This is a genomic window from Rhizobium sp. PAMB 3182, from assembly GCF_052908355.1.
The window spans coordinates 3,002,913-3,029,298 of sequence record NZ_CM128607.1 but is presented as its reverse complement, the minus strand read 5'-3'; the positions used below and the strand labels follow the sequence as shown (position 1 = coordinate 3,029,298).

29 protein-coding genes are annotated in these 26,386 nt (G+C 62.9%); 12 read left to right on the top strand and 17 right to left on the bottom strand.

The window, feature by feature from the left end:
• The first annotated feature begins 159 nt into the window (after positions 1-159).
• Positions 160-2,838: a TIGR02302 family protein gene (locus tag ACU5AZ_RS14670; RefSeq protein ID WP_446823085.1), complete on the top strand. Its 2,679-nt coding sequence runs from the start codon at positions 160-162 to the stop codon at positions 2,836-2,838.
• An 18-nt stretch (positions 2,839-2,856) separates the two neighbouring features.
• Here ACU5AZ_RS14670 and ACU5AZ_RS14665 read toward each other — a convergent pair whose 3' ends face one another.
• The 4 genes from ACU5AZ_RS14665 to ACU5AZ_RS14650 form a co-directional block, all read right to left on the bottom strand.
• Positions 2,857-3,351, bottom strand: a complete 495-nt coding sequence (locus ACU5AZ_RS14665) for an N-acetyltransferase family protein (RefSeq protein WP_446823084.1) — start codon at positions 3,349-3,351, stop codon at positions 2,857-2,859.
• 16 nt (positions 3,352-3,367) lie between these two features.
• On the bottom strand, positions 3,368-3,727 hold the full coding sequence (locus tag ACU5AZ_RS14660) for a response regulator (RefSeq protein ID WP_446823083.1): 360 nt from the start codon (positions 3,725-3,727) through the stop codon (positions 3,368-3,370).
• 130 nt (positions 3,728-3,857) lie between these two features.
• Positions 3,858-4,403, bottom strand: a complete 546-nt coding sequence (gene hpt / locus ACU5AZ_RS14655; protein WP_446823082.1) for a hypoxanthine phosphoribosyltransferase — start codon at positions 4,401-4,403, stop codon at positions 3,858-3,860.
• A gap of 60 nt (positions 4,404-4,463) precedes the next feature.
• A complete protein-coding gene (locus tag ACU5AZ_RS14650; RefSeq protein ID WP_446823081.1) occupies positions 4,464-5,120 on the bottom strand; it encodes a hypothetical protein in 657 nt (218 codons plus the stop codon).
• Positions 5,121-5,344: 224 nt separating this feature from the next.
• Here ACU5AZ_RS14650 and ftsE point away from each other — a divergent pair, with 224 nt between their 5' ends.
• From ftsE to ACU5AZ_RS14630, 4 genes are all read left to right on the top strand, one after another.
• Complete coding sequence (gene ftsE / locus ACU5AZ_RS14645) at positions 5,345-6,004, top strand: cell division ATP-binding protein FtsE (protein ID WP_446823080.1); 660 nt, start codon at positions 5,345-5,347, stop codon at positions 6,002-6,004.
• Between the two features lie 4 nt (positions 6,005-6,008).
• Positions 6,009-7,019, top strand: coding sequence for a cell division protein FtsX (locus ACU5AZ_RS14640; RefSeq protein WP_446823079.1), 1,011 nt, complete (start codon positions 6,009-6,011; stop codon positions 7,017-7,019).
• A 104-nt stretch (positions 7,020-7,123) separates the two neighbouring features.
• A complete protein-coding gene (locus tag ACU5AZ_RS14635; protein ID WP_446823078.1) occupies positions 7,124-7,792 on the top strand; it encodes a YdcF family protein in 669 nt (222 codons plus the stop codon).
• A 79-nt stretch (positions 7,793-7,871) separates the two neighbouring features.
• Positions 7,872-8,678, top strand: coding sequence for a lysophospholipid acyltransferase family protein (locus tag ACU5AZ_RS14630; RefSeq protein ID WP_446823077.1), 807 nt, complete (start codon positions 7,872-7,874; stop codon positions 8,676-8,678).
• Here the strand turns inward: ACU5AZ_RS14630 and ACU5AZ_RS14625 are convergent.
• Positions 8,663-9,199, bottom strand: a complete 537-nt coding sequence (locus ACU5AZ_RS14625; RefSeq protein ID WP_446823076.1) for a gamma-glutamylcyclotransferase — start codon at positions 9,197-9,199, stop codon at positions 8,663-8,665. The two genes, ACU5AZ_RS14630 and ACU5AZ_RS14625, sit on opposite strands and share 16 nt — an antisense overlap.
• 50 nt (positions 9,200-9,249) lie before the next feature.
• Between ACU5AZ_RS14625 and ACU5AZ_RS14620 the strand changes: the two genes are divergently transcribed.
• Positions 9,250-10,269, top strand: coding sequence for a DUF2125 domain-containing protein (locus ACU5AZ_RS14620; protein ID WP_446823075.1), 1,020 nt, complete (start codon positions 9,250-9,252; stop codon positions 10,267-10,269).
• A gap of 16 nt (positions 10,270-10,285) precedes the next feature.
• Here ACU5AZ_RS14620 and ACU5AZ_RS14615 read toward each other — a convergent pair whose 3' ends face one another.
• The 3 genes from ACU5AZ_RS14615 to ACU5AZ_RS14605 form a co-directional block, all read right to left on the bottom strand.
• On the bottom strand, positions 10,286-11,215 hold the full coding sequence (locus ACU5AZ_RS14615) for a prephenate/arogenate dehydrogenase family protein (RefSeq protein ID WP_446823074.1): 930 nt from the start codon (positions 11,213-11,215) through the stop codon (positions 10,286-10,288).
• Complete coding sequence (gene hisC / locus ACU5AZ_RS14610; RefSeq protein WP_446823073.1) at positions 11,212-12,321, bottom strand: histidinol-phosphate transaminase; 1,110 nt, start codon at positions 12,319-12,321, stop codon at positions 11,212-11,214. Before hisC ends, ACU5AZ_RS14615 begins: the two co-directional genes overlap by 4 nt.
• A 99-nt stretch (positions 12,322-12,420) precedes the next feature.
• Entirely contained in the window at positions 12,421-13,182 is a 762-nt protein-coding gene (locus ACU5AZ_RS14605; protein ID WP_446823072.1) for a class I SAM-dependent methyltransferase, read from the bottom strand.
• A 97-nt stretch (positions 13,183-13,279) separates the two neighbouring features.
• Here ACU5AZ_RS14605 and gloB point away from each other — a divergent pair, with 97 nt between their 5' ends.
• Together gloB and ACU5AZ_RS14595 are read left to right on the top strand one after the other, a co-directional pair.
• A complete protein-coding gene (gene gloB / locus ACU5AZ_RS14600; RefSeq protein WP_446823071.1) occupies positions 13,280-14,053 on the top strand; it encodes a hydroxyacylglutathione hydrolase in 774 nt (257 codons plus the stop codon).
• Positions 14,050-14,475, top strand: a complete 426-nt coding sequence (locus ACU5AZ_RS14595; protein ID WP_446823070.1) for a cupin domain-containing protein — start codon at positions 14,050-14,052, stop codon at positions 14,473-14,475. Before gloB ends, ACU5AZ_RS14595 begins: the two co-directional genes overlap by 4 nt.
• 6 nt (positions 14,476-14,481) lie before the next feature.
• On the opposite strand, the gene yddG is transcribed toward ACU5AZ_RS14595, so the two are convergent.
• Together yddG and ACU5AZ_RS14585 are read right to left on the bottom strand one after the other, a co-directional pair.
• A complete protein-coding gene (gene yddG / locus ACU5AZ_RS14590) occupies positions 14,482-15,360 on the bottom strand; it encodes an aromatic amino acid exporter YddG (RefSeq protein WP_446823069.1) in 879 nt (292 codons plus the stop codon).
• 84 nt (positions 15,361-15,444) lie between these two features.
• Positions 15,445-16,215: a DUF3108 domain-containing protein gene (locus ACU5AZ_RS14585; protein WP_446823068.1), complete on the bottom strand. Its 771-nt coding sequence runs from the start codon at positions 16,213-16,215 to the stop codon at positions 15,445-15,447.
• 251 nt (positions 16,216-16,466) lie between these two features.
• Between ACU5AZ_RS14585 and rpmB the strand changes: the two genes are divergently transcribed.
• Both rpmB and ACU5AZ_RS14575 read left to right on the top strand, forming a co-directional pair.
• Positions 16,467-16,757, top strand: a complete 291-nt coding sequence (gene rpmB, locus ACU5AZ_RS14580) for a 50S ribosomal protein L28 (protein ID WP_446823067.1) — start codon at positions 16,467-16,469, stop codon at positions 16,755-16,757.
• Between the two features lie 107 nt (positions 16,758-16,864).
• A complete protein-coding gene (locus ACU5AZ_RS14575) occupies positions 16,865-17,503 on the top strand; it encodes a queuosine precursor transporter (RefSeq protein ID WP_446823066.1) in 639 nt (212 codons plus the stop codon).
• A gap of 47 nt (positions 17,504-17,550) precedes the next feature.
• On the opposite strand, the gene ACU5AZ_RS14570 is transcribed toward ACU5AZ_RS14575, so the two are convergent.
• Positions 17,551-18,552: an esterase-like activity of phytase family protein gene (locus ACU5AZ_RS14570; RefSeq protein ID WP_446823065.1), complete on the bottom strand. Its 1,002-nt coding sequence runs from the start codon at positions 18,550-18,552 to the stop codon at positions 17,551-17,553.
• Between the two features lie 168 nt (positions 18,553-18,720).
• Here ACU5AZ_RS14570 and ACU5AZ_RS14565 point away from each other — a divergent pair, with 168 nt between their 5' ends.
• Positions 18,721-19,197 (top strand): hypothetical protein, encoded by a 477-nt coding sequence (locus ACU5AZ_RS14565; RefSeq protein WP_446823064.1) that lies wholly within the window; start codon positions 18,721-18,723, stop codon positions 19,195-19,197.
• 14 nt (positions 19,198-19,211) lie between these two features.
• On the opposite strand, the gene cobT is transcribed toward ACU5AZ_RS14565, so the two are convergent.
• The 3 genes from cobT to ACU5AZ_RS14550 all read right to left on the bottom strand — a co-directional run bounded on the left by cobT (position 19,212) and on the right by ACU5AZ_RS14550 (position 22,825).
• A complete protein-coding gene (cobT, locus tag ACU5AZ_RS14560; protein ID WP_446823063.1) occupies positions 19,212-21,116 on the bottom strand; it encodes a cobaltochelatase subunit CobT in 1,905 nt (634 codons plus the stop codon).
• Positions 21,117-21,129: 13 nt separating this feature from the next.
• Entirely contained in the window at positions 21,130-22,119 is a 990-nt protein-coding gene (gene cobS, locus ACU5AZ_RS14555; protein ID WP_446823062.1) for a cobaltochelatase subunit CobS, read from the bottom strand.
• Positions 22,120-22,201: 82 nt separating this feature from the next.
• The gene (locus ACU5AZ_RS14550) at positions 22,202-22,825 is read right to left on the bottom strand and encodes a J domain-containing protein (RefSeq protein ID WP_446826016.1); all 624 of its coding nucleotides are present in this window, start codon (positions 22,823-22,825) and stop codon (positions 22,202-22,204) included.
• A gap of 123 nt (positions 22,826-22,948) precedes the next feature.
• On the opposite strand from ACU5AZ_RS14550, the gene ACU5AZ_RS14545 reads away from it, so the two are divergent.
• A complete protein-coding gene (locus ACU5AZ_RS14545) occupies positions 22,949-23,230 on the top strand; it encodes a BolA family protein (protein WP_446823061.1) in 282 nt (93 codons plus the stop codon).
• Between the two features lie 12 nt (positions 23,231-23,242).
• On the opposite strand, the gene ACU5AZ_RS14540 is transcribed toward ACU5AZ_RS14545, so the two are convergent.
• Genes ACU5AZ_RS14540 through ACU5AZ_RS14530 form a run of 3 tightly spaced genes read right to left on the bottom strand, consistent with a single transcriptional unit; the run spans position 23,243 to position 26,245 of the window.
• Complete coding sequence (locus ACU5AZ_RS14540) at positions 23,243-24,547, bottom strand: HlyC/CorC family transporter (RefSeq protein ID WP_446823060.1); 1,305 nt, start codon at positions 24,545-24,547, stop codon at positions 23,243-23,245.
• Complete coding sequence (gene aroB / locus ACU5AZ_RS14535; protein WP_446823059.1) at positions 24,544-25,659, bottom strand: 3-dehydroquinate synthase; 1,116 nt, start codon at positions 25,657-25,659, stop codon at positions 24,544-24,546. The genes ACU5AZ_RS14540 and aroB overlap by 4 nt, the downstream gene beginning before the upstream one ends.
• A complete protein-coding gene (locus ACU5AZ_RS14530; RefSeq protein WP_446823058.1) occupies positions 25,652-26,245 on the bottom strand; it encodes a shikimate kinase in 594 nt (197 codons plus the stop codon). Before ACU5AZ_RS14530 ends, aroB begins: the two co-directional genes overlap by 8 nt.
• Positions 26,246-26,386: the final 141 nt, after the last annotated feature.

The window sequence follows — 26,386 nt, the reverse complement described above, 5'->3', positions numbered from 1 at the left end:
TACACGGCCGGTTCAAAATTCGTTGATACCGGGCAAAAAAGGCGGGGCCGGCACAAAGCGCCCTCGCCTTCGCCACAAACAATGTTATCCTGACGCCATGAATTCGGCATCGTGCCGCCTTAACCGCCTTGGATGAAACAAGGCAGGGAGCCCGACTGGATGACGGAGCCTGGGCAAGGCCAGAGCAGCAGCAAATCTCAGAAGCAGACGCGAGCGTTGGCGTTCCGGCGGATCACCGCGGCCAGCGTGATGCTGGCCGAAAGGTTGATGCCCATTCTGCTTGCGCCGCTCGCCGTCGCCGCACTTTTCCTGTGCTTCGCCTGGTTCGGCCTTTACCGCCTGATGCCGGATCCGCTGCGCCTCACGCTGATCTTCCTGTTCGTCTTCGCCTTCCTCGCCTCGCTCCTGCCCGCACTCAGGCTGCGCTGGCCGAAGAACCGCGAGGCCGACCGCTTCCTCGAAGAGCGCAACAATCTCGCCCACCAGCCCGTCGCCATCCAGGACGAAGAGCCGGCCTTCGACAGCCCGATCGCCGCCGCCCTCTGGCACGAGCACCAGCGGCGCATGGCGGCCCGCATCGCCTCCCTCGACGCCGGTTTGCCTCGGCCGGACATCGCCCGCTTCGACCGCTGGGCGCTGCGCGCCGTCCCGGTCCTGCTGGTCACGGTCGCCTTTGCCTATTCGTTCTCCAATGGCGCCGGCACTCTCGTCGACGCCTTCCGCAACCAGTCCGTCGCCGCGAGCGATCCGGACATGCGCATCGACGCCTGGATCGCGCCGCCCGCCTATACCGGCAAGGCGCCCGTCTACCTGACAAGCCGCCTCGACCAGTCCGGCGAGCCGGTTTCCGTGCCGGAGGAATCGGTCCTGACGATCCGCATGACCGGCGGCAAGGGCGACAAGACCGCCCTCTTCAAGCCGCAGGGTGTCGGCACTGCCGAAGAAGTGCCGCTTCTGGCGGCAGAAAAGACGGACGACGCAGCACCCGAGCCGAGCCAGGCATCCGCTGACACCCCGGAAACGCATCAGATGACGCTTCAGCAGAGCGGCATTCTCAGCGTCAATGGCCGCAACTGGGCGCTCTCGGTGGTCCCGGACCGGCCGCCGGAAATCGCCTTCGACGGCTTGCCGCGGCGCGCCGTCAACGGCGCTCTGGAAATTCCGTTCAAGGCCAGCGATGATTACGGCCTGCAAGAGGCCCATGCGGACATTGAGCCAGCCTACGACGCCGACAAGGACGCCGTGCCGCTCTTTCCCCTGCCGGAATACAAGCTCAACCTGCCGCGCCGGAATACCAAGGATGCCAAGGGCCAGACGAGCCGCAATCTTACGGAGCATCCGCTCTCGGGCAAAAGGGTCAAGATCACCCTCGTCGCGACCGACGCCAAGGGCCAGACGGGCCGCAGCCAACCGCATTACATGACCCTGCCGGATCGCGGCTTCAGCAAGCCGCTGGCGGCCAGCGTCGCCGAAGAGCGTCAGATCTTCTCCCTCGATGTCCGCGCGCTTCCGCAAGCGATCGCGATGAACGAGGCGCTGCAGGTCCGCCCGGAACTGACCATTCCCAACCTCACCGATTTCCTGCTCATCCGTTCGGCCTTCATGCGGATGAAGATGACGCGGGATCAGGAAGGCCTGAAGGATACCGCTTCCTATCTCTGGGAGATCGCCAACGGCATCGAGGACGGCGACCTGTCCCAGGCCGAGCGCAAGCTTCGCGATGCGCAGCAGGCGCTTGCAAACGCGCTGGAGCGCGATGCCGGCGATGAGGAGATCAAGAAGCTGATGGACGAGCTTCGCAAGGCGATGGACGAGTACATGAAGGAACTCGCCAAGCGCCTCGACAACAATCCGAACGCTTCGCCGCAGCAGCAACAGCAGCAGGCACAGAATATCCTGCGCCAGCAGGATCTGGAAAACATGATGGACCAGATCGAAAATCTGGCCCGCTCCGGCAACAAGGATGCCGCCCAGCAGCTGCTGTCCGAACTCCAGCGGATGATGAACAACCTGCAGGCCGGCCGCCAGCAGCCGAACGGCGGCCAGCAGCAGGACAACCCGATGCGCCAGCAGATGGACAAGCTTGGCGAGCTGATGCAGCAGCAGCAGAAGCTCATGGAGCAGACCTTCCAGATGAACCAGGCGCTGAAGGACCGCATGCAGCGCGGCGACCCGGACCAGCAGGAAGGCGACGACCAGCAAGGCCAGCAGGACGAGGGCCAGCAACAGCAGCAGGGCCAGGATCAGTCCGGCGGCGATCAGCAGCAGCAACAGCAGCAGGATGGCGACCAGCAGGCCCAGAACGGCGAGAACGGCCAGCAGTCAACCGACGGCATGACCAAGCAGCAGCTGGAGGATGCGCTGAAGAGCCTCAAGGCCCAGCAGCAGGCGCTGGCCGATTCGCTGGCGGAACTGCAGGGCGAACTGAAGAAGCTGGGCATCAAGCCCGGCGAAGGCTTTGACGATGCCAACCGCGAAATGAACGGCGCTGCCGGCGCGCTCGGCAAGGGTCGCGGCGATCAGGCGGTCGACGGTCAGGGCCGTGCACTGGAAGCGCTTCGCCGCGGCGTCCGCGACATGATGAGCCAGATGATGCAAGCCATGCAGGGCAATGGCCAGGGACAGACCGGCCAATCGCAGGGCCGTGACGGCCGTGACCCGCTCGGTCGCCCTCTCGGAAATCGCGGTCCGGATTTCGGCGAACGCGTGAAGGTGCCGGATGAGATCGACATCCAGCGTGCCCGCGAAATCCTCGACGCGATCCGCGAGAAGCTGTCGAACAATCCGGCCATGCAGATCGAGAAGGATTATCTGGAGCGTCTGCTGGATATCAAGTAAGCGGCACTGACGGGTCCGTCAGGCCAAGGACTTCTCATACATTTGGCTCAGCGCTTTAAAGGAGCCTTCGACGCCCTCCGGCAGCCAGAGCGGCTCTTCCACCGTCTGCCTCAAGCTCCAGCCTTGACGCTGATAGAACCGTTCCGCCCGCGTGTTTCCTGCAAGACAGTATACCTTGGCGATCTTGCATCCGGCAGACGCCAATTCATCCTCGCCATAGGCAAGCAATGCCTGCGCGGCTCCGGACCCGCGCGCTCGCTGGTCCACATAGAGCCGGCAGATCTCGTCATTGCGCGTGGAAACGAAGCCGAGCACGGTTCCGCCAGCCACGGCGACAGAGAAGAATTCTTCGCCGAGTGCCTCGGCCAACCACTGCGAGAAATGATCGGGTGTTCGAAAAGCCAGGATGCCCGGCGGAACGAGATCGGCATGGGCCTCGTGCCAGGCCCGGTGCCAGAGAGAAATCAGCGGGGCGTAGTCACCATGATGGACGGGTCTGATGGTTCCTTGCACGCCGCCCGCCTCAGGCTCAGGCCGCCAGCGCCAGCGCGACGGCCTTACGGATGTCGGGAAGCGCGAACGGCTTCGGCACCACGTCGACGATCTTGCGCGCAAGGTCGTCGGCCCGCTCGCGCTGCTCGGCATAGCCGGTCATCAGCAGGATCTTCAGCTGGGGAAAGTGCGACGAGGCTTCATGCGCCAGCGCAATGCCGTCCATGACGGGCATGCGGATGTCGGAAAGCAGCAGATCGAACGAGCCGGCCATCAGCTTTTCCAGGCCTTCCGCGCCGTCCGCGGCCTCTTCCGTCTCATGTCCGTCAAGACGCAGGGCACGAGCCACGAAGGTGCGCAGGGTGTCTTCGTCTTCGGTGATCAAAATCCTTGCCATGTCCCGCATCGCTCCATCTTTGTTACTGTCCCGTGAAGGCAACTCATCAAAGTTTCCTTTGCGATCGGTAAATGCAGCTTGCCATCAAGCGGGCATAGTTAACAAGGTCTGTCCGCCGGACGGCCGGAAATCACTCCGCGTCGCCGGTCACGACGCCGACGAAAGGCAGCTCGCGGAAGGCATAGGCGACGTCCATGCCATAGCCGACGACGAAATAGTCGGGACATTCGAAACCGACGTGATCGGCCTCCAGTTTTTCCGAACGCTTGACGCTCTTGTCGAGAAGGACGGCAATGCTGACATGCCGCGCGCCGCGCTCGTAGAGTAGTTCCTTCGCAAACAGCAGCGTGCGGCCGGATTCGAGAATGTCGTCGATCAGCAGAACGTCCCGGTCCTTCACGTCGCTGTCGATGTCCTTGACGATCCGGACCCCCTTGGAGACGGTGCCGGTGCCGTAGCTCGAGAGGGTGATGAACTCCACTTCCGGCGCAAGGCCGGCATCGTGCAGCGCCCGGATGAGGTCGGCGGCGAAGATGAATGACCCCTTCAGGACGGCGATGACCAGAAGGTCACGTGTCGGGCCGGATGCGATCTGGGCGGCAAGGGTACGGTTGCGCTCGGCGATCTGCTCGGCGGTAAAAAGGGGTTCGATATTCTTTCCGCGTACGACGGGCATGCGGCATTCTCCTGGGTGGCGACACTAAAGCCGATACCATGAGAGATGCCCGGAAGCACCCTATTGCATGAAGGAAACCCTGACATCCGGCTGTTTTCCACCGGGATAGCTCAATCGCGCGGCAAAGCCGCGGCTCATTCCGCCCGAAAGCGCGTCGGTCGGCGGGTCGAGGATCAGGCTTGCCGTCAGTTCGCCATCGGCGAGAATATCGGCGCGCAGGCGCGGCACCGGCTGGTCGCTTTCGAGCCGGTTTTCGATGATGCCGTTGACGAGCAGCACATGCATGCCGTTCGCCATCTGCGGCGTCACCGTGACATGGGTGATGTCGAGCGGCGAGACGGATGCCGGCACGGACGCCCCGCCGGCGAGCGCCGAAAAGCCGCCGCAAAGCGCGAAGACCGCCACGAACGAGGTCGCCACAAGCCCGGAAAACTGGCGCTTCGGCAATCGCGCCAGCATACGCTCCGCAAAGGACATGGCGGAAAGGGCGAGGTCCCGGCCGGAAACCATTCTCGCCTTGCGGAATTTCGGGCGGGAAAACGAGGGCCGTTCGTGAGAATCCGGTTTGCGGTTGTCGTTGATGACGACGAATTCGGCATCGACGACATCGGCATGGCCGGATGACTGATAGCGTGGGCGCCGGGATGCCACCGGCCGCTCGGGCGGCAGCAGGTCGATCGTCTCGGCTCTTGCCTGCCGTGAACCGTATGGAGCCATGGCCGCCTAACCTCTCCCTCCGCCGGGCGCATCCATGGTCTGGACAAAGCCCGGCATTGAAACACATAGGAACGGGTCGTAAACGTAAATGGTTAACGCTTCGCAAAGACGGCCCCCAAAACAACGGTTTTCGGCCGTTTCTTTACCGCCTGTTAACCACGTTGGTTAAGAAGTGTCATGTTGGCTCCAATTCAAATCCGAAGCCAGAGACTGGAAATGCTCCCTTGATCCATTTTGAAAATGTCGGCTTGCGATACGGAATGGGTCCGGAAATCCTCAGGGACCTGACCTTCGATATTCCAAAGCGCTCCTTCCAGTTCCTGACCGGACCCTCCGGTGCCGGCAAGACGACATTGCTGCGCCTGCTTTTCCTGTCACTCCAGCCGACCCGCGGCCTCATCCGCATGTTCGACCGGGACATCGCCACCATTCCGAGAAGCGAACTGCCGATGCTGCGCCGGCGCATCGGCATCGTCTTCCAGGATTTCCGCCTGCTGGAGCACCTCACGACATATGAAAACGTGGCGCTGCCGCTTCGCGTGCGCGGCAAGGACGAGGCGAGCTACCGCACCGACGTCGTCGAACTGCTGAAGTGGGTCGGGCTCGGCGATCGCATCAATGTCCTGCCGCCCGTGCTGTCCGGCGGCGAGAAGCAGCGCGCGGCGATCGCCCGCGCCCTGATCGATCGCCCTGAGATCCTGCTCGCCGACGAACCGACCGGCAACGTCGACCCGCCCATGGCCAAGCGCCTCTTGAGCCTGTTCCTGGAACTCAACCGCCTCGGCACGGCGGTGGTCATCGCCACCCACGATTTCGCGCTGATGGACAGCATCGACGCGCGGCGTATGATCCTGACGGAGGGGCGGCTGGAAATCTATGAGTGAGGCCATGAACGACAGGACGGGACGACAGCCACCGCCGCCCCAAACGAAAAAGCCGCGCCGACCGCCGCTTCGCCTGCGCGCCGCGGGTCCGATTGTGCCCTCGTCCAACATTCAGGGCAACGCGCTGATGGTGGTCATCGCCATCATGGCGTTTCTCGCCTGCATCACGCTCGGCGGCGTGTCGATGGTCCGGGCCACCGCCCATTCCTGGCAGAGCCAGATTTCGCGGGAAATCACCATCCAGATCAAGCCTGACGACCGGCTGGACATGAACCAGGCTCTGGAGAAGGCGAAGAACATCGCGCTCTCCTATGTCGGCACCAAGTCCGGAACCATCATGGACGAGGCGGCAACGGCGCGCCTGCTCGAACCCTGGCTCGGCACCGGTCTCGACATCAACGAACTTCCCGTCCCGCGCCTCGTCATCGTCACCATCGACGAGAACAATCCACCCGATTTCAGCGCCATGCGGGCGCAGCTGAAGGCGGAAATTCCCCAGGCGACGCTGGACGACCATCGCACCTGGGTCGATCGCCTCGTCTCGATGGCCCGGACCACGGTCGCCATCGGTGTCGGTCTCCTGGGCCTGGTCTTCTCCGCAATGGTGTTGACCGTGGTCTTTGCAACGCGCGGCGCGCTGGCCGGCAACCATCACATCGTCGAGGTGCTGCATTTCGTCGGCGCCGAGGGCTCCTTCATCGCCAACGAGTTCCAGAAGCATTTTCTGAAGATCAGCCTCAAGGGCTCGGCGGCGGGAAGCCTTCTCGCCGCGGCCTCCTTTGCGGTCGCCGGCTTCTGGCAGAGCCGATCTCTCGCCACCCCGCAGTCCGATCAGGCGACCGCCCTTTTCGGCACCTTCTCCGTAGACTATCTCGGCTACGCCGGTATTTTTGCCACGATGATCGTCATTGCTTTCCTGACGACGCTGACGGCCAGGATCACCGTGATTCGCACGATCTACGAGATCGACCGGATCCGGTCGGACCCCGCCCGCTCCGATGGCACTGCGGGTTGAGGAAAGCCGGAGAGAATGGCCTTGGCGGTTTTGGTCTGTTTCGCACCGGATTCGATAATTAAGAAGATTTCATGGTCACCGAGGAAACATTGCACGGCGCCCCAATGACCGAATCGCGCCGAAAAGCCGAGCCCCGTGCCCGCCGAAGCCTCTTTCGGCGCGTCGCGCGTCGGGTGGGCATTGTCAGCGTTCTTCTGGCCGGCGTCGTCTTCGTCGATTTCCTGCGCTTTGCCGACACCGTCTCCTCCTACGCGCCGCCCTCCTCCCCGAAGGCCGACGCGATCGTCGTGCTGACCGGCGGCTATCAGCGCATCGATCAGGCTGTCGCCCTGCTCGCCGAGCACGCAGGCGCCCGCCTTCTTATCTCCGGCGTGCATCCGAGCACGACCGGCGCCCAGATCCGCAAGATGACCGACGCGCCGAAAGACCTGTTCAACTGCTGTGTCGATATCGGTTACGCCGCGCTCGACACGATCGGCAATGCCAACGAGACGATGGCGTGGATCGAGAAGAATGGCTATCGCTCGGTCCTGGTCGTGACCAACAACTACCACATGCCCCGCAGCCTTCTGGAGCTTCGCCAGGTCGAACCCCGCATCGAGTTCCTGCCCTACCCCGTCGTCAACGCTGATCTCAAGCAGCGCAACTGGTTTGCCGATCCGAACGCCATGCGCACCATGATCGCCGAATACGTCAAGCTGCTGGCTGCCAGGCTTCGCGGCCTGACCGGAATCGGCATCGGTTCCGGCCTGAGGGCCGGCATGGACGGATAGCCCTCGACGGCCGAACGTCTTTCACTCCACGCCCATTTCGTGTAGGCAGCGGAAAACGACTTTCACATCAGGCCCTCCGATGATCTTCTTCCGCTCGATGCTGTTCAACATCCTGTTCTACGCGAACATCATCATCCGGATGATCGTGCTGTCGCCCATCTATTTCTTCTTGCCCCGCAAGACCGCCTTCCGGATTCCGAAGAATTGGGCGATGTCCAACCACCGCCTGATGAAGGCGATCGTCGGCACCACCTACAGCGTCGAGGGCCTTGAGAACCTGCCGGACGGTCCGTACATCGCGTCACCGAAGCACCAGTCGTTCTGGGACGTCTACGCGCTGCTGCCGTTTATCAACGATCCGCTTTTCATCTTGAAGCGCGAGCTGATGTGGATCCCGCTCTTCGGCTGGTACGCCATGAAGCAGCGGATGATCCCCATCGATCGCGGTGCACGCGGCAAGGTCATGGTCGACCTGATGAAGCGCACGAAGGCGGAAATGAAGACCGGTCGCCAACTGGTCATATACCCCGAGGGAACACGCCGCCCGCCCGGTGCCGAGCCGCAGTATCGCGCCGGCATCGCCCGCCTCTACCGCGACCTCGAAATGCCCGTCGTGCCGATCGTCTGCCATGCGGGTCTGTTCTGGCCGCGCCGCAGCCTCAACCGCTATCCGGGCCACATCACCATCCGCATCCTGCCGCCGATCGCGCCCGGCCTGCCCCAGGACGTCTTTTTCAAGACGCTTGTCGAAACCATGGAAAAGGCGAGCGACCAACTGCTGCTCGAAACCGTCGAGAGGAATGCGGACCTGCCGCTGCCGCCGACGGCCGTCGCGAGGATCGCGGAATTGCGGGCGCAGAACGCCGCTGATCAGCTTCCGGCCTGAGCGAGCCGCCCCATCTCTGCGATCACCCTCTCCAGCCGATGGTCGCGAATGCCGATACCCCTGAGATGCTCGACGGTGTTGCGGACATAGGCCTCGTTCGGCCCGGACCGGCCTGTCGCCGAAAGGACGGTGCCGGCGGCATGCAGCGGGTCCAGCGCACCGGCATACTGTTCGTGCCGGCGATCGATGACATAGGTGAGAGCCCTCACCTTTCGCCCGTTGTCCAGCCGGATCGGAACGCTGCGTTCGAGATAGACGCTGGTCACCAGCTCACGCTCCCGCAGATAGTCGATGACGCTGTCGCGGTCGTGCGGTTCAACCTTGAACGCCATGCCCCGGCACGAGCCACCCTGGTCGAGACCGAGCACGAGACCCGGACGCTCGGGCGTGCCGCGATGCACATAGGAGCGGACGCAAAGGGCGCGACGGTAGCCGGCGAGAAGCGCCTGACGGCTTTCGCTGAACACAAAGCCCGGGTTCCACATCAGCGAACCGTAGCCAAACACCCAAAAATCGTCCATATCCCGCGTCAAGTCTCTCAATAAGCCGATTCAAGAACGTGGAGAACCCAATGGCGGCACCTGCTCCCGGCAATAGATCGATAGTGTCAGGAAGGGTCTATTGGCTGGCCGCAGCGGTCCTCGTCGCAATAGTCCTCTATACGGGCGGATGGTATGTCGCGGCAAGTCAGCTGAAGACCAGGGTCGCCGAGTTTCTGGCCGGATCCGGCGCCGCCGACGGCATCGGCGGCCAGTGCAGCGCTCTGGATGTCCGGGGCTATCCGTTCCGCATCGGCCTGTTCTGCGACAAGCTGGCGATCGACGACAGCCGTCAGGGCCTGTCGGCAACCTTCGGCGCCCTGCGCTCGGCCGCGCAGATCTATCAGCCAGGCCATGTCGTCTTCGAACTCGACGGACCGGCCGAGCTCCGCACCACTTACGGCCTTTTCACACATCTCGAATGGTCCAGCCTGCAATCGAGCTTCCGCGCCGGCCTTGGCGGGGTGAGCAAGGTCGACCTGATTGCCAAGGACATCACCGGAAGCGTTTCGAGTTCTCTCGCAAAGGTATCCGCCGATGTGAAATCCGGTCACGGTGAAGCGCATCTGAGAGCCAACGGCGCGGACCTCGACGTCGCGCTGCTGGCCGAAGATGTCAACGCCACGCTGGCCGATCCCGCGCAGAAGGTCCTGCCGCCGTTTTCGACCAGCATCGACCTGACGCTCACCGGCAAGGCAGGTCTTCTCGCCGGCAAGGAACGACTGGATACGGTTCTTCGCAATTCCGAAGGCCAGTTGCGCGGCCTCGCGGTCGATCTCGGCGAAGGCCGCATCGTGACCGCGTCCGGCCCATTCAGCGTCGATGAGAACGGCTTCATCTCCGGCCGCATTCGCGTCGAGATCGAACGCATACAGGCCTGGCGCGACCTGCTGGTCAGCGAGTTTCCGGAAGCTGCGGGCCAGATCCGCAACGTCGCCGATATCCTGAAGAGCATCGCCGGCAAGCACGACAACGGCACCATAAGCCTCGACATCGAGGACGGTGCCGTCTTCGTCAGCTTCATCCCGATCGGCTATCTGCCGCCGCTGTAATCCGGCGGTTTCGCGATTACTTCTTCTCGTCGCGCAGATGGCGGCCGAAGTCGGGCGTATCCACGTCCTGGCCGGCCTCGATGATCAGGCGGCGGATCGCCCGCGTGCGGGTGAAGAGTTCGAACAGCTTGTCGCCTTCGCCCCACCGGATCGCCCGCTGCAGATAGGCAAGATCTTCCGAAAAGCGCGCCAGCATTTCAAGGATCGCATCCTTGTTGTGCAGGCAGACGTCGCGCCACATGGTCGGATCGGACGCGGCAAGACGGGTGAAGTCGCGGAAGCCCGAAGCAGAATACTTGATGACTTCCGATTCGGTCACCGTTTCCAGGTCATCGGCGGTGCCGACGATATTGTAGGCGATGATTTGCGGCAGGTGCGAGACGATCGCCAGCACCTTGTCGTGATGCAGCGGGTCCATCTCGTCGATCTTCGAGCCAAGCGCCATCCAGAAATCCCTGAGCGCCTGCAGCGCCGCCGGATCCGTGCCTTCGAGCGGCGTCAGGATGCACCAGCGACCGGAGAAGAGACCCGAGAAACCGGCATCCGGGCCCGAGCGTTCGGTACCGGCAATCGGATGGCCCGGAATGAAATGGACGTTGTCCGGCATGTGCGGCTGCATCTGCGCGATGACCGACGCCTTGGTCGAGCCGACGTCGGTGACGATCGCGCCCGGCTTCAGGCTGCCGGCAATTTCTGCCGCGACCGCAGCCGATGCACCGACAGGAACCGAGACGACGACGAGGTCCGCATCCTTGACCGCGTCAGCGGCGGACGCGACGTAGCGATCGCCAAGCTCCAGTTCCTCGGCGCGCTTTAGCGTATCCGCGCTGCGCGAAGAAATGACGACTTCCTTGGCAAGACCGTACTTCTTGATGTCGCGCGCTATGGACGAACCGATAAGGCCGATACCGATCAGTGCTATCCGGTCGAAGAGAACATTGCTCATTTCTGCTCACCCATGAATTCCGTCAGTGCGGCGATCACGCCGCGATTGGCCTCTTCCGAGCCGATCGTCATCCGCAGCGAATTGGCAAAACCATATCCCTTGACCGCTCTCAGGATATAGCCGCGGCTGGTCAGGAAGGCGTCGGCCGCATCGGCGCGCTTGCCGTCCACGTCCGGGAAATGGATGAGGACGAAATTGGCGACCGACGGCGTGATCTTGAGACCCAGTTTTTCCAAAGCCTCCGTAACCGTCGAAATCCAGGCAAGGTTGTGCTCGACCGCCTTGCCGACGAAGCCCTGGTCGCGGATGGCGGCCGACGCGGCGGCGATCGCCGGAGCGTTGAGGTTGAACGGACCGCGCACGCGGTTCATCGCGTCGATGACGGCGAGCGGACCGTAAAGCCAGCCGACCCGCAGCGCGGCCAGACCATAGACCTTGGAGAAGGTCCGGGTCATCACCACGTTGCGGTTGGACGAGACCAGTTCGATCCCCGCCTCGTAGTCGTTGCGGCGGACATATTCGGCATAGGCCGCATCGAGAACCAGCAGCACATGCGATGGCAGGCTCTGATGTAGCCGGCGGATTTCGCTGACCGGCACATAGCTCCCGGTCGGATTGCCGGGATTGGCGATGAAGACCATCTTCGTCTTCGCCGTCACAGCGGCGAGGATCGCGTCGACATCGACGGCGCAATCCCTTTCCTTGACCACGACCGGCGTCGCACCCGCGCCCATGATCTGGATCTTGTAGACGAGGAAGCCGTGCTCGGTGATGATGCCCTCGTCGCCGGGGCCGAGATAGACATGGCAGAGCAGGCCGAGAAGTTCGTCCGAGCCGTTGCCGCAGATGAGGTTGGCGGTGTTCAGCCCGTGGACGGACGCAATCGCCTGACGCAGTTCCGTCGCCTGCCCGTCCGGATAAAGCTCGAGATGACTGGCGGCGCCGCGGAACGCCTCGATCGCCTTGGGGCTCGGCCCAAGCGGCGTCTCGTTGGAGGAAAGCTTGTAGACCTTCGCCACGCCCGGAGCGGATTCCTTGCCAGGAACATAGGTGGCGATGTCAAGGATGCCGGGACGCGGAACAGGCTCTTGCATTTCGGTACTCATGTGATCGACCTTGCGGAATTGGGCCGGCCGCAGCCTGCCCGAAAGGAAATCACCGATTAAAGCGGATTGCGCCTTTTGTCGAGGCGGAGTGCGGCGCGATCAGCCGAGTTTTCGAGGGTCCGCGGCGTCCCTGGTGGTCGGCACGCCGTGTGGGGCGAGCACCGGCACGAAGACCCGCCGTGACGCCCGTGCGCTGACTGGCAGGCCCTGGTAGAGCCGCTTCTGCGCCTCGACGACGATGACGCCGGAAAAGAGCGGCCAGAGCTTGCGCCCGAAGCGCTCAAGCAGTGTCCTGAGCTTCAGGATGGTGCGAAACCTCGATGGCGGGAAGAACAGTGCGTCGGTCGCCGAAATCGGCGTGAAATTCGTCTCCCTCAGCAGCGTCGACAGCTGGCCGCGCGAATAGGGCCGGCCCGAGCCGAACGGCGTGTGCTCCATCTGCGCCCACACGCCGCGACGGTTCGGCACGACGATGACGAGGCGTCCGCCCGGTGCCAGGATGCGCCAGATTTCCTTCAGCGACTCGCGCGGATTTTCGGTGAACTCCAGCGCATGGACCATCAGCACGCGGTCGATCGAAGCATCCGGCAGCGGCAATTCCTCGTCGAAGATCAGCGCCGTGGAGGAATATTCGCCGAGCGGCCAGTTCACCGCCCCCTGCCCGGCCGGCATGAAGGCAAATGTGCGCTCGGTATCGGCGCGGAACCGGTCGAGATAGGGCGTAGCATAACCGAGGCCGACGAGACGTTCCTCTGGCAGCCTTGCCCATATCGAAGATAAGGCCATCGCGATCGAATGCTCGGCCAGATGACCGAGCTCGGAATTGTAGAACTGCCTGAGGTCGACGATGTCGGTATGCATGCTGTAAACCTAACTGCGTTTCGGTGGACTTCAAGACGGAACAGTCTACATTCTCCAATCATTGATAGAATGATCCCGGTTGCATGGAGTGTTGTAGATGGCCTTATTCGAGATCGATGTCTTTCCCTGCCGCAGCGACAATTTCGGCGTGCTGTTGCACGACCCCGAAACGAAGCAGACGGCGGCCATCGATGCGCCGGAAGAAGGGCCGATCCTGGAGGCGTTGAAACGCCGCGGCTGGACGCTGACCCACATTCTCACTACCCACCATCACCACGACCACGTCGAGGCCAATCTGGCGCTGAAGGAAAAGTTCGATTGCGAGATCACCGGACCGATCAATGAAGCCGTCGCCATACCGGGCCTGGACCAGGCCTTCGGCGACGATGACCGCTTCGAGTTTGCCGGCCACCCTGTCCATGTGATCGAGACACCCGGCCACACGGCCGGCCACATCTGCTATTATTTCCCGGACGACGCGCTTCTCTTTGCCGCCGACACCCTGTTCGCGCTCGGCTGCGGCCGCCTGTTCGAGCGGCCGGCCGCCGACATGTGGCAATCGCTACAGAAGCTCGCCGAACTCCCTGACGGCACCAAGGTCTATTTCGGCCACGAATACACCCTGTCCAATGCCCGCTTCGCGGTCACCGTCGACCCCGGCAACGACGCGCTCGCAAAGCGGGCAGCCGAAATCGAAGCCTTGCGGGCCGATGGCAAGTTCACCATCCCGACGACGATCGGGCTGGAGAAGGCGACGAACCCGTTCCTGAGACCGTCCGATGCCGGCATTCGTGCCCATCTGGGCATGGAGGCGGCAAGCGACGCCGATGTTTTTGCAGAGATCCGCAAACGCAAGGACAACTTCCGATGACTGCCGAAGAGATCATCCAGAAACTATCCCTGCAGCCGCACCCGGAAGGCGGCTGGTACGCAGAAACCTTCCGCGACACCGCCGGCGCACCGCGCGGAAATTCGACCGCCATCTACTACATGCTGCAGAAGGGCGAGAGATCTCACTGGCACCGCGTTCGCGATGCCGTTGAAATCTGGCACTATTACGCCGGCGCGCCGCTTGCCCTGCACCGCTCGTCGGATGGCCTGATCAGCGACACCGTCAAGCTCGGCATCAATCTGGCCGACGGTGAACACCCGCAGGCGATCGTCCATTCGGGCTGGTGGCAGTCGGCGGAAACGCTCGGCGATTACACGCTTGTCGGCTGCACCGTTGCACCCGGCTTCGAGTTTTCGAGCTTCGAAATGGCTCCGGCGAACTGGAACCCGCTCGACCGCTGAGTCGCCCTACTTGGCCCTCGCGGCCCGCCGGCCGATCATTTCCTGTGCCGCCAGCATCGCGCCGCCGGTAATCAGCAGGCAGGCGAGACCGATCCGCCAATCCAGCACCGCGAAACCGGCCAGCACGAGAACCAGCGTCGAGACGAGCGGCGCCGCATAGCTCGACGCGCCGAGAATCTGGATATCGCCGTTCTTCACCCCGTAGTCCCAGGTGTAGAAGGCAGCGCCGACCGGAAACAGTCCAAGCCCCAGCACAGCAAGCCATTCACCGACCGTTTGCGGCCATACCGTCTGCTCGAGCGCGAGATGGCTCAGGAAGGAAAGAATCGCCGTCGCCAGGCAGAAGCCCGCGACGACATCCGTCGGAACCTTGCCGAATCGCCGCGACAGCAGCGAATAGGCCGACCAGGTGAAGGCGCACAGGAACGCCGCACCATATCCAAGGGCATAGGCGCCATCGAATGCCACCCCATGGCGGCCGACGATCAGGACGGTGCCGCCAAGGCCCATCAAGGCGCCGGCGACATGAAACCACCTGAGCCGCTCGCCCGGAAGCATCGCCGAACCGACGACGATCAGCAGCGGCCAGAGATAGGCGATCAGCCCGGCCTCGACCGGCGGCGCGTTCCGGAGCGCCGTGAAATACAGGAAATGGTAGCCGAACAATCCACCGATGCCGAGCACCCAGACGGGCAGCGGCTGGCGCAGCAGGCTGCGCCTTTCCGGGCGAAGGATGAGAGAAAACAAGCCGGGCAGGCTGCCGATCGCAAATGTCATCGCCGCCAGCTGGAACGGCGGCACCTTGCCCGAGGCAGCTGTGAACAGCGCCAGGAATGACCACATTATGACGGCCGTGAAGCCGATCAGCGTCGCGCGGGTCTTCATCTTCAGGATTTCCGGCAAAAGGAGTTATGGACGAATTGCGGGCGAACCATAACCGGCACCACCATGACTGGCAATATGGCCGTTCTACCCTTCGAAGCGCACCGCCCGGATTACCAGCGTGCCAGCCCGGGTCGGGATATCCACATAGACCGGCGCATAGGCGCCACCGGACGCGGTTTTGGCGAACCAGATCTCCATGTCCCGGCTGCCGGCGAGATAGCGCATGTCCTTGTCGCTTTTCTTGTAGCCGGCCTGCGGTTTGAAATCGACGGCGCAGACTGCAGCATCTCCCTTGTAGCCGGCGGCGGAGAATTTGCGCATGGAGCGGAAGGACATCTTGAGCTCCATGCGCGTTTCCCCGTCGAACAGGGAAATCTGCTTCGGGCAGGCACCCTCGCCTGGCGGCAGAATCAGGCCGGAGATCGGATCGGAAACTCCGCGCAGATGTGCCGGTTCGACGTCGACCCAGTCCTTCGGCCGCCGTTTAGATGGCACGATCTCGGACGACGTCACGTTGCCGTTGTCGAAGGCGACCGTAAACTTGCGGTGCTTCTTGCCCTTCTTGTAGGCGAGCGCGTATCGCGACGGGGAGAGCCGTCCGTCGCGCACCGCGCCGCTGACATCCGCTGTCGCATCGAAGTCGGTGAAGAGATCGGCGATGCCACGCGCTTTGATGCGGCCGCTGATGGTGAAGGCGCCATTGTCGATCCGCGAGACGAAGGACGCGCCCGCCACGGTGAAGCCGGCCAGTGTCACCTTGTATTCGGTGGTGCCGCCACCGGCCTCCGCAGAGGCTTGCGGATTGAGGGCGGGAAGGACGCACAAGGCGCCAACAAGAGCTAAGCGACGCAACATATCGAAGGTACCTTTTCGCCCGCCCGGCGGATCGTCGGCCTTTGCGGCTCGTTGGTTGTGCTATGATATCGCGCTAGATGTGAATTGAAGCAAGTTTTTGTCTGAATCGGCTAAAACATCGAGCTTTGTCTTGACGCGGGCGGCTCCTCTGACTATAGAACCGCAACTTTCCAATCATGACCAGTTGGATTGCGCACTGGGCTTTGCCTGGCTGACGATCCAACGCGAAGAAAAAGAAATAAAGGTGTATCATGTCCCGCAGTTGCGAATTGACCGGCAAGGGCGTCCAGTCGGGTAACAATGTCAGCCACGCAAACAACAAGACCAAGCGCAAGTTCCTGCCGAACCTGTGCAGCGTCACGCTGATCTCCGATGCTCTCGGCCAGCGTTATCGCCTGCGCGTATCGGCTGCGGCCCTGCGTTCGGTTGAGCATCGCGGCGGTCTCGACGCTTTCCTTCTGAAGGCCGACGAGAACGAACTTTCGATGCGCGCCCGCCTGCTGCGTCGCCAGATCGTCAAGAAGACGGCCGAAGCCGCCTGATCAGGCCACCGTGCTTAAAGCTTGAAAAGGCTTGACCGGCATCCGGTCAGGCCTTTTGCTTGTGCATAATCGACACTCCAACTGGTGGCATACCCCAGGATAAAAAAATGCAGATGCTCAGACACACAATCCCCTATGTTGCCCTGATGACGCTCGTCGTCGTCGCCTCGAACTTCCTTGTGCAGTTCCCGGTACCTGGCACGATCTTCGGCATCAATCTCGCCGACATCCTCACCTACGGCGCCTTCATCTATCCGGTCTCGTTCCTGATCACCGACCTGACCAACCGGCAGTTCGGTCCGGCGGCGGCGCGCCGTGTGGTCGCAGCCGGCTTCGCCGTGGCGGTCATCCTCTCCATCGTCGCATCGACCCATCGGATCGCAATCGCCTCAGGCTCCGCCTATCTCGTCGGACAGCTGCTCGACATCACCCTGTTCAACCGGCTTCGCCGCTCAAGCTGGTGGAAGGCGCCGCTGGTGTCGACGCTTCTCGGCTCCGCCCTGGATACGGTCATCTTCTTCTCGCTGGCATTTGCGGCGGCCTTCGTCTTCCTCGGTCCGAACGACGATTTCGCGCTCGGCACCGCGCCGATCCTCGGCGTCGTCGCCTATGATATCCCCCGCTGGATGTCCTGGGCGATCGGCGACTTCACCGTGAAGCTTTTGATCGGCTTCGTCATGCTGCTGCCCTACGGCGCCGTCATGAGCCTCGTCAAGCCGATGCCGGCGGTAGAACCGACAGCCTGAAACTCATTGAAAAAGCGCGCGCGGAAGGTGTTCCGCGCGCTCTGCCCTCATTCGACCAGCTTGAACTCCAGCATCAGGCTGCGCTGCAGGATCGAATGATTGTCGTCCGAGACGAGGATGACATGCGTGCTGCCATCCTCCGCCTGCAAGGCGTCGATCCCCTCCATGTTATCGATCTGGTAGGACAACCCCGCCTGCAGCAGCACGTCGCCATCGACGAGAGCACCCGGACGGATATCATCCGTCCTGATCCGGCGGATGCGCATGTCGAGACCGTCGGAGAAGTTGAACCGGCGTTCAAGGATGAGCAAATCGCCGCCCGGCAAAAAGGTGCCGTCCGTCACGTCGAAATCGTCGGTGCGCCGAACGGTGAAGATACCCTTCCTGGGACCGCTGAGGACCGCTCCGAACAGGTTGCCGGCCGCATCGACGCTCTTCTCGGCAATCACCATCAGCGAACCGCCAAGCGGCCCGGCATCCGGAGAGCGCACCAGCGTCTCGAACCCGCCATTGTTTCGCAATTCGCCGCGAGGAATGAGGAAATCGAGCGTGCGCAGCGGCTTTGAGGCCTCGAATCCCGGATCGGGATAGACGTCAATGCGATGGCGCTGCTCGAAGCTGGCTGCAATCTCACCGCCCTCCATCAGTGTCAGCCCTTCGGCATCCACCCGCCACTTTTGCGATTGCGGCGCGCCGGACGAATCGAGAATCGACGTGATCGCGACGTCGCCGAGCCCTTTCAGCTTGCCGCTGTCGTCTCTTTCGATCTCGCCGGTTATCCAGTGCCCCGTATCGAGCACGCCGACGAAATGCCGCCCGTCCGGACGGAAGCGGATGGACGACCAGGCACCGAAGAGGCTGTCGGGCGAACTCATCACCATGCCACCGACGAATTCGAAAGCGCCGAACCGGGAGGCATCGGAGCCGGGCTCGAAGGCCGTGATCTGCCGCGCGGTCACCGTGCTTCCGCCGCTGGCGGGGCCACTCAGGCCGATTGTCACCGCGAAGGCGGCACAGGCAATAACGGCCCGGCGATGGGGAAAGCGCATTTTGATCGGGATCCTCGTAAGTCTGAGCCGCTGTTTACAACGCTGCGGCCGATCGCGAAACCCACGATCGCGCCTGCTGTAACGCGCCGCTCCAGCCACACGCAAGTATCAACGGAGAAACTCGCGCACTGGTAGAAATTTCCGCGCTTTCCGCGCCACGAGGGCGACATGGTTCACTCTTATACCGTTAGCAACCCCTACACGAACGTCGGCAGCGTTGCCTCCGCCGGCAACAGCAACGTGAAGTCGGCCGACACCGCGAGCTTCGATGACATCATCGCCAACGGCGCGCAGCAGGAATTGACGCGGGAGGAGAGACTTGCCGCTCAGGAGGCCGACAAGACCGCCGAATCCGACGCGCGCCACGCGGCACTCGCCGAAGAATTCGGTGACATGGCCAACAGAACGGCTGCGGAGCAGATCCGGGCACAGTATCTCGAAGAACGCGGCATGACGGAAGAATCCCTAGCCGCAGCCCCGCCTGAAGTCCGCGAGCAGATCGAGAAGGAAATCGCCGAGGAGATCAAGAAGCGGCTCAGGATTTCAGAGGACGCGGCTCCCGGCACGCTTGGCGCCGACAATCAGAATGAGGATCCCGCCGCCGAGCTGACGGCCAGCAACGCGCTGGACCTGCTGGAGTACTAAGCGGCCGGCTGCGATCAGCCGGCGCGGCGCCGGCTGCTGCCCCGCTTGCGCGTCATCTGCTCGTCCTCGAAGAGTGCCGCCAGCTGTTCGGTCATTGCGCCGGCCAGTTCGTCCGCATCGATGATCGTCACCGCGCGACGGTAGTAGCGCGTCACGTCATGGCCGATGCCGATCGCCAGCAGTTCGACCGGCGACTTCGTCTCGATCTGCTCGATGACCGCCCTCAGGTGCCGCTCCAGATAATTGCCCGGATTGACCGACAGCGTCGAATCGTCGACCGGCGCACCGTCCGAAATCATCATCAGGATCCGGCGCTGCTCGGGACGTCCGAGCAGGCGGTTATGCGCCCAGATCAGCGCCTCGCCGTCGATGTTCTCTTTCAGCAGCCCTTCCCGCATCATCAGACCGAGATTCCGACGGGCACGCCGCCAGGGCGCATCGGCGGACTTGTAGACGATGTGGCGCAGGTCGTTGAGGCGGCCGGGCGACTGAGGCTTGCCGTTGGCCAGCCACTTCTCGCGCGATTGACCGCCCTTCCAGGCCTTGGTGGTGAAGCCAAGGATTTCCACCTTCACGCCGCAACGCTCAAGTGTGCGCGCCAGAATGTCGGCGCAGGAGGCCGCAACGGTGATCGGACGACCGCGCATCGAGCCGGAATTGTCGATCACCAGGCTCACGACCGTGTCGCGGAAATTCGTGTCGCGTTCCATCTTGAAGGAGAGCGGCTGCATCGGGTCGATGACGACGCGCATCAGCCGCGCCGTGTCGAGATAGCCTTCCTCGAGGTCGAAGTCCCAGGAGCGGTTCTGCTGCGCCATCAGGCGGCGTTGCAGGCGGTTTGCCAACCGCCCGACCGCGCCCTGCAGATGCGCCAGCTGCTTGTCGAGGAAGGCGCGCAACCGATCGAGCTCGGCCTCGTCGCACAGTTCCTCTGCCAAAATTTCTTCGTCGAACTCGGGCGTGAAGACGCGGTAGTCGACCTTCTCGTTGACGTCGTCCAGCGGACCGTTGGGGCGGCGCGTCTCGCCGGGCGTCTCGGAATCGTCGTCGCCTTCGTCGGACATTTCCTCGTCGGAAATCTCGGCGCCGTCCATCTCGCCGTCTTCCATCTGCTCCTGGGACGACTCGTTTTCTTCGGCGGGCGCGGATTCGGAGCCGGCCTCCTCCTCCATCTGCTCTTCACCCTGCTCTTCGCTGCGGGGCTGATCTTCGTCCGTCGTCTCGCTCTCGTCGTCCTCTTCCGTCTCCGGATCGGCATATTCCTCGGCGACATTCATGGACGACAGCATGTCGCGCACGACGCGCGCAAAGGCCTGCTGGTCCTCGATCGTGCCGGAAAGATTGTCGAGTTCGCTGCCGGCCTTGTCCTCGATGAACGGCCGCCAAAGGTCCAGCACCTTGCCTGCCGAACCGGGAGCCTTCTCGCCGGTGAGCTTCTCGCGCACCAGCATGGCAACGGCTTCACCGAGAGGGGCGTCATCCTGGCGTTCGATGCCCTGGAAATTCGCTTTGGCATACTTCTCGGAATGCATCGACTTCAGGTTTTCGGCAACGCCGGCCATCCGGCGGGCGCCGATCGATTCCACCCGTGCCTGCTCGACGGCGTCGAAGATCGCCCGCGCATCGTCGCCCTGCGGCGACATGGAGGCGTGGATCTTGGCGTCGTGGCAGGCGAGACGCAGCGCCATCGAATCGCCAAGACCGCGGATAACCGCCAGTTCGTGCGCCGTTGGCTTCTTGGAGAGTTCCGGCAGGCGCACCCGCTCGCCGGCGAGCCCCGGACGCTCGTTGGAGAAGCTGACTTCGATATTCGGATCGCCGGCGACCGCGCGCACGCAGCCGGTGACGGCCCGCCGCATCGGTTCCGTATCCACGGCCTTGCCGGCCGTACTCCGTAAGTTGTCTCCGGGGCCTGCCATTATCGGGCCTTTCTCAGGCGCTGAGCACGATGTTTGCGGCGCTTTCCTTCAGCTCGACGCCGAAGGCGCGCTGGTAGTGTTCCGCCACCAGGGTCCGCTCCAGCTCGTCGCACTTGTTGAGGAAGGTCACGCGGAATGCAAAGGCCAGGTCGCCGAAGATTTCGGCATTCTCGGCCCAGGTGATGACCGTACGCGGGCTCATGACGGTCGACAGGTCGCCGTTCATGAAGGACGCACGGGTGAGATCGGCGACGCGCACCATCTTCGAAACCGTTTCGCGGCCGCTGCCGGTCGCCAGGCTCTTGACCTTGGCGCAGACGATGTCGACTTCGTTGTCATGCGGCAGATAGTTCAGCGTGGTCACGATCGACCAGCGGTCCATCTGTGCCTGGTTGATCTGCTGCGTGCCGTGATAGAGGCCGGTCGTGTCACCAAGGCCGACCGTGTTGGCGGTGGCGAACAGGCGGAACGACGGGTGCGGGCGAATGACGCGGCTCTGGTCGAGCAGCGTCAGGCGGCCGGATGATTCCAGCACGCGCTGGATGACGAACATCACGTCCGGGCGGCCGGCGTCGTATTCGTCGAAGACGAGCGCGACATTGTGCTGATAGGCCCAGGGCAGGATGCCATCGACGAATTCGGTGATCTGCATCCCGTCGCGAACGACGATCGCGTCCTTGCCGACGAGGTCGATACGGCTGACATGGCTGTCGAGGTTGACGCGCACGCACGGCCAGTTGAGGCGGGCGGCGACCTGCTCGATGTGGGTCGATTTACCGGTTCCGTGGAAACCGGACACCATCACGCGGCGGTTGTGGGCAAAGCCGGCGAGAATGGCAAGCGTCGTCTCGCGGTCGAAGAGGTAATCCGGATCGAGGTCCGGGACATACGCGTCACCCTTCGTGTAGGCCGGAACGCGCAGGTTGGTGTCAATGCCGAAAACCTCCCTGACCGAAACGGTTGTATCGGGCAGGTTTGCATAATCATATTCAGTCTTGCTCATCGTAACTCCATGCCGGGCGGGAGACACTCGGCTTCGACATCTCAAACTTCATGGTGCCAAGTTTTTTTCGTATCGTGTTCGCTTAGCAGAAGCCAGCCTGTTTTAACAATTGGTATGCTTGCACAACGGCGCGAAATCTTTCCTCCGAGCCCCGGTCGCCGCCATTCGCATCGGGATGGTGTTTCTTCACAAGCGCCTTGTAGGCCCGCTTGATGTCGGGCGCCTGCGCATTGGCCGACAGTTCGAGCGTATCGAACGCCTTGGCCTCGAGCGTTTTCAACTTACGCTGGCGCGGCTCGAACCGGGTTTCCTTTCCGCTCTGGTGTACGAAGCCGAACGGATCACGGACCCGCGCGAACGATGCGGCACTGCCCGAGCGAGTCGTGGAATGCAACGGACTGGCGCGCGCGGCGCTGTTGACGCCCACCGTCCAGGTGGGACGATGGCCGGTGATCGCCTCTTTCTGGTAGCGTGCGATCTCCCCGTCCGACAGGCCGGAGAAGTAATTATAGCCCTTGTTGTATTCCTTCACGTGTTCGAAACAGAACAGGAAGAACTTGCCTTCGGCGTTGCGTCCGACCGGCGCCCGGTGGGTACCCTTCTGCTCACAGCCGTCCCACTGGCAGGTCGGCACCGATTGGTCCGGTTCCGGCGTTCGCTTGCGTCGCGTGCGGACCTTGTCGAAATATTTTGAATCGAGCCTCATGACATCCATTATGGTGCGCCGCAGGGACCGCGGCAAGAATTGACAAAACGCTTTGTTGCTGGCTTTGTGCCTGCCCTTTTCCACCGGCCGCCGGCCGGAGCTCAAACACCGGACACATTACCGATGACGACCAGAAAAGACCGTATCGAGAAAACCCTGACCCGAACCTTCGCGCCTGAGCGGCTGGTCGTGATCGACGAAAGTCACCAGCATGCCGGCCATCACGGCATGGACGGCGCCGAGGGAACACATATCCGCGTGAGGATCGTTGCGGAAACCTTCAACGGCATGACGCGCATTTCGCGCCACCGTGCCGTGACCGATGCGCTGCGCGGCGAGATCGAAGACGGACTGCATGCGCTGGCGATCGAGCCGGCCGCACCGGGAGAACCGACCCGCTGGTGACTGCCAGACCGCTTACTTGACCACCACCTCATCGACCGGACGGATGCGAAGCTGCACGATCCGGTTCTTCTCCCGCTTCATGACGGTAAAGCGCTTGCCGTAGAAGGTGAAGGCCTGCCGTTCTTCCGGAATGGTCTTCGATTCGTGAATGACGAGGCCGGCGATCGTCGTCGCCTCTTCGTCCGGAAGATCCCAGTCGAGCGCGCGATTGAGGTCGCGGATCGGAACCCAGCCGTCGACGACGATGGAGCCGTCCGCCTCCTGACGCACACCGGAGATTTCGAGATCGTGCTCGTCGGCGATATCGCCGACGATTTCCTCGAGAATGTCCTCCAGCGTGACGATGCCCTGCACCTCGCCATATTCGTCGACCACGACGGCGAAATGCACCTTGCGGCGCAGGAAGGCGTTCAGCTGGTCCTTGAGGTTGGTGCTGTCCGGCACGAACCACGGCTTCTGGGCGATCTTGACGATATCGACCTTGGACGAATCCGCCTCGGCTTCCGCAAGCGCCCTCAAAAGGTCCTTGGCGTGCACGACGCCGATGATGTTTTCCGCCGAGCCACGCCACAGCGGCATGCGGGTGTAGGGACTGGTCAGCACGGTCCTGACCGCCACGTCCGGCGGATCGTCGGCATTGACGCCGCGCACCGCGGTGCGGTGGATCATGACGTCGGAAACTTCCAGCTCGCCGAGGTCGAGAACGCCGCCCAGGCGGTCGCGGTCGGCCTTGACCACCGAGCCTTCCTTGTGGAGCAGGTCGACGGCGCCGCGCAGCTCCTCATGGGCCGACAACATCGAATGGTCGGCGGAAAGGGTGAGCCCGAACAGCCCGAGGATGAAGCGGACGATCATGTTGACGCCGGCCGACAACGGGCCGATCACCGCCACCAGGATGCGCACCGGCGTGGAAACGGCGAGCGCGAAGCGGTCCGGGCTGGAGATCGCCCAGCTCTTCGGCAGCACTTCAGAGAAGATGACGAGAAGCGTCGTCATGACGACCGTGGCGATCGCGACGCCCGAAGCGCCGAACAGCGCCAGGAACAGGCTGGTCGTCAGCGACGAGGCGAGGATGTTGACGAGGTTGTTGCCGATCAGCAGCGCGCCGATCAGCCGGTCACGGCGCTCGATGAGGGAGTTCACCATGCCCGCCTTCACGTCACCGCTGTTTTCCAGCGAGTGCATGCGGGCGCGCGACACCGCCGTCAGTGCCGTCTCGGAGCCGGAGAAAAAGGCGGATGCGACGATCAGCACCAGGATTGCCGCAATCGTCATCCAGTGTTCCGCAAGTGCCGCAATGATCCCTTCGAATGTCATGCCGGGTGTTTTTCCTTCAGGAAGCTCAAGACCTCTGAGGCGGGAACGTCATCGGCGACAAACGACTGGCCGATGCCGTGCGTCAGGATGAAGGTCAGCTTGCCGGCCTTCACCTTCTTGTCCTGCGCGATCGCATCCATCAGCGTATCGGCCGGCGGCAAAGCGCCGGGGATGTCCTGGATGACGGTCGGAAGCCCCACCTCTTTCAGATGCGCCTTAACTTGGGATGCGGCGTCCGGGCTTGCAAGGTTCATCCGTGCGGAGAATTCATGCGCCAACACCATGCCGATGGCGACGCCTTCGCCATGCACCAGCCGCCGGCTGTCATATTGCGTCGCCGCCTCCAGTGCATGGCCGAAGGTGTGGCCGAGATTGAGGAGCGCGCGCTGGCCGTTCTCGCGCTCGTCGGCGGCCACCACATCCGCCTTCGCCTGGCAGCTGATGGCGATCGCCTCGGCACGCGCAGCACCTCCGGCAAAGACCTCGCGCCAGTTCTTCTCCAGCCAGCCGAAAAACTCCGGCTTGTCGATGAGACCGTATTTCGCGACTTCGGCATAGCCGGCGCGGAACTCGCGTTCGCTCAGCGTGTCGAGCACGCTGGTGTCGGCGAGCACCAGATCCGGCTGGTAGAAGACGCCGACGAGGTTCTTGCCGTGCCGGGTATTGATGCCGGTCTTGCCGCCGACGGAGGAGTCTACCTGCGCCAGAAGCGAGGTCGGGATCTGCGCGAACCGCACGCCGCGCCGGATGATGCCGGCGGCAAAACCGGTGAGATCGCCGATCACCCCGCCGCCAAGCGCGATGACCACGTCATTGCGTTCGATGCGGGCGTCGAGCAGCGCGTCCGTGACCGTCACCAGATGCTCGAAGCTCTTGGTCTTCTCGCCAGCCGGCATGACGATCGGGAAGACCTGGAAGCCCTCGGCCTTCAGGCCGGCGCTCACCATGTCCAGATAGAGCGGAGCGACATGCTCGTCGGAGACGATTGCCGCGCGCCGGCCCTTGATGCGTTCCGCCAGTCGCTTGCCGGCATCGGCCAGAAGACCGCCGCCGATCAGGATGTCGTAGGACCGGTCGTCGAGCGGTACGCGGACGGATTTCAGCTCACTCATCGGCACAGTTTTCCTTGTTCAGGCGGGCGACCGCCTTCAGCACTTCGCGCATCATGACGTCCTTGCGCACGTTTCGGGACACGACGGTGACATCCGCCTGCGCATAGATCGGATAGCGGCTGTCCATCAGCTTCTCGAGCGTCTGCTTCGGGTTCTCGGTTTTCAGAAGCGGCCTGTGGCTGCGCTTGCTGACCCGCTCCCAAAGCGTATCCAGGTCCGCCTTCAGCCAGACGGAGAGACCGCCATTGCGGATCTCCTGGCGCGTTCTCTCGTTGATGAACGCGCCGCCGCCGGTGGAGACCACCCGGGGGCCGTCCTGCAGGATGCGGCCCATCACCCGCGTTTCCAGGGCGCGAAACTCATCCTCGCCATAGGCGGCGAAGAGCTCCGAAATCGACATGCGCGAAACCGTCTCGATTTCGTGGTCCGTGTCGATGAATGGAATGCCCAGTTCGGCGGCGACCATGCGACCGATCGCGGACTTGCCCGCCCCCATCAGGCCGACCAGAATGAGGTTTCGTCCGTCAATGGCTTTGAGGGCCTTGTCACGCAGGGTCTCGGCGACGGGTGTTTGAAGCTCTGTCATCACGCTTTTCTGGCAAAATTTCATGACGGTATCGACAAATGTAAAGCAAGCGTCAAGCCATTCTGCGTCAAAAGACGGGGACTGGACCACACCTGCCTTGCGATCGGCTGCCGGCTTATCCATAAGGTGATGAACCTAGAG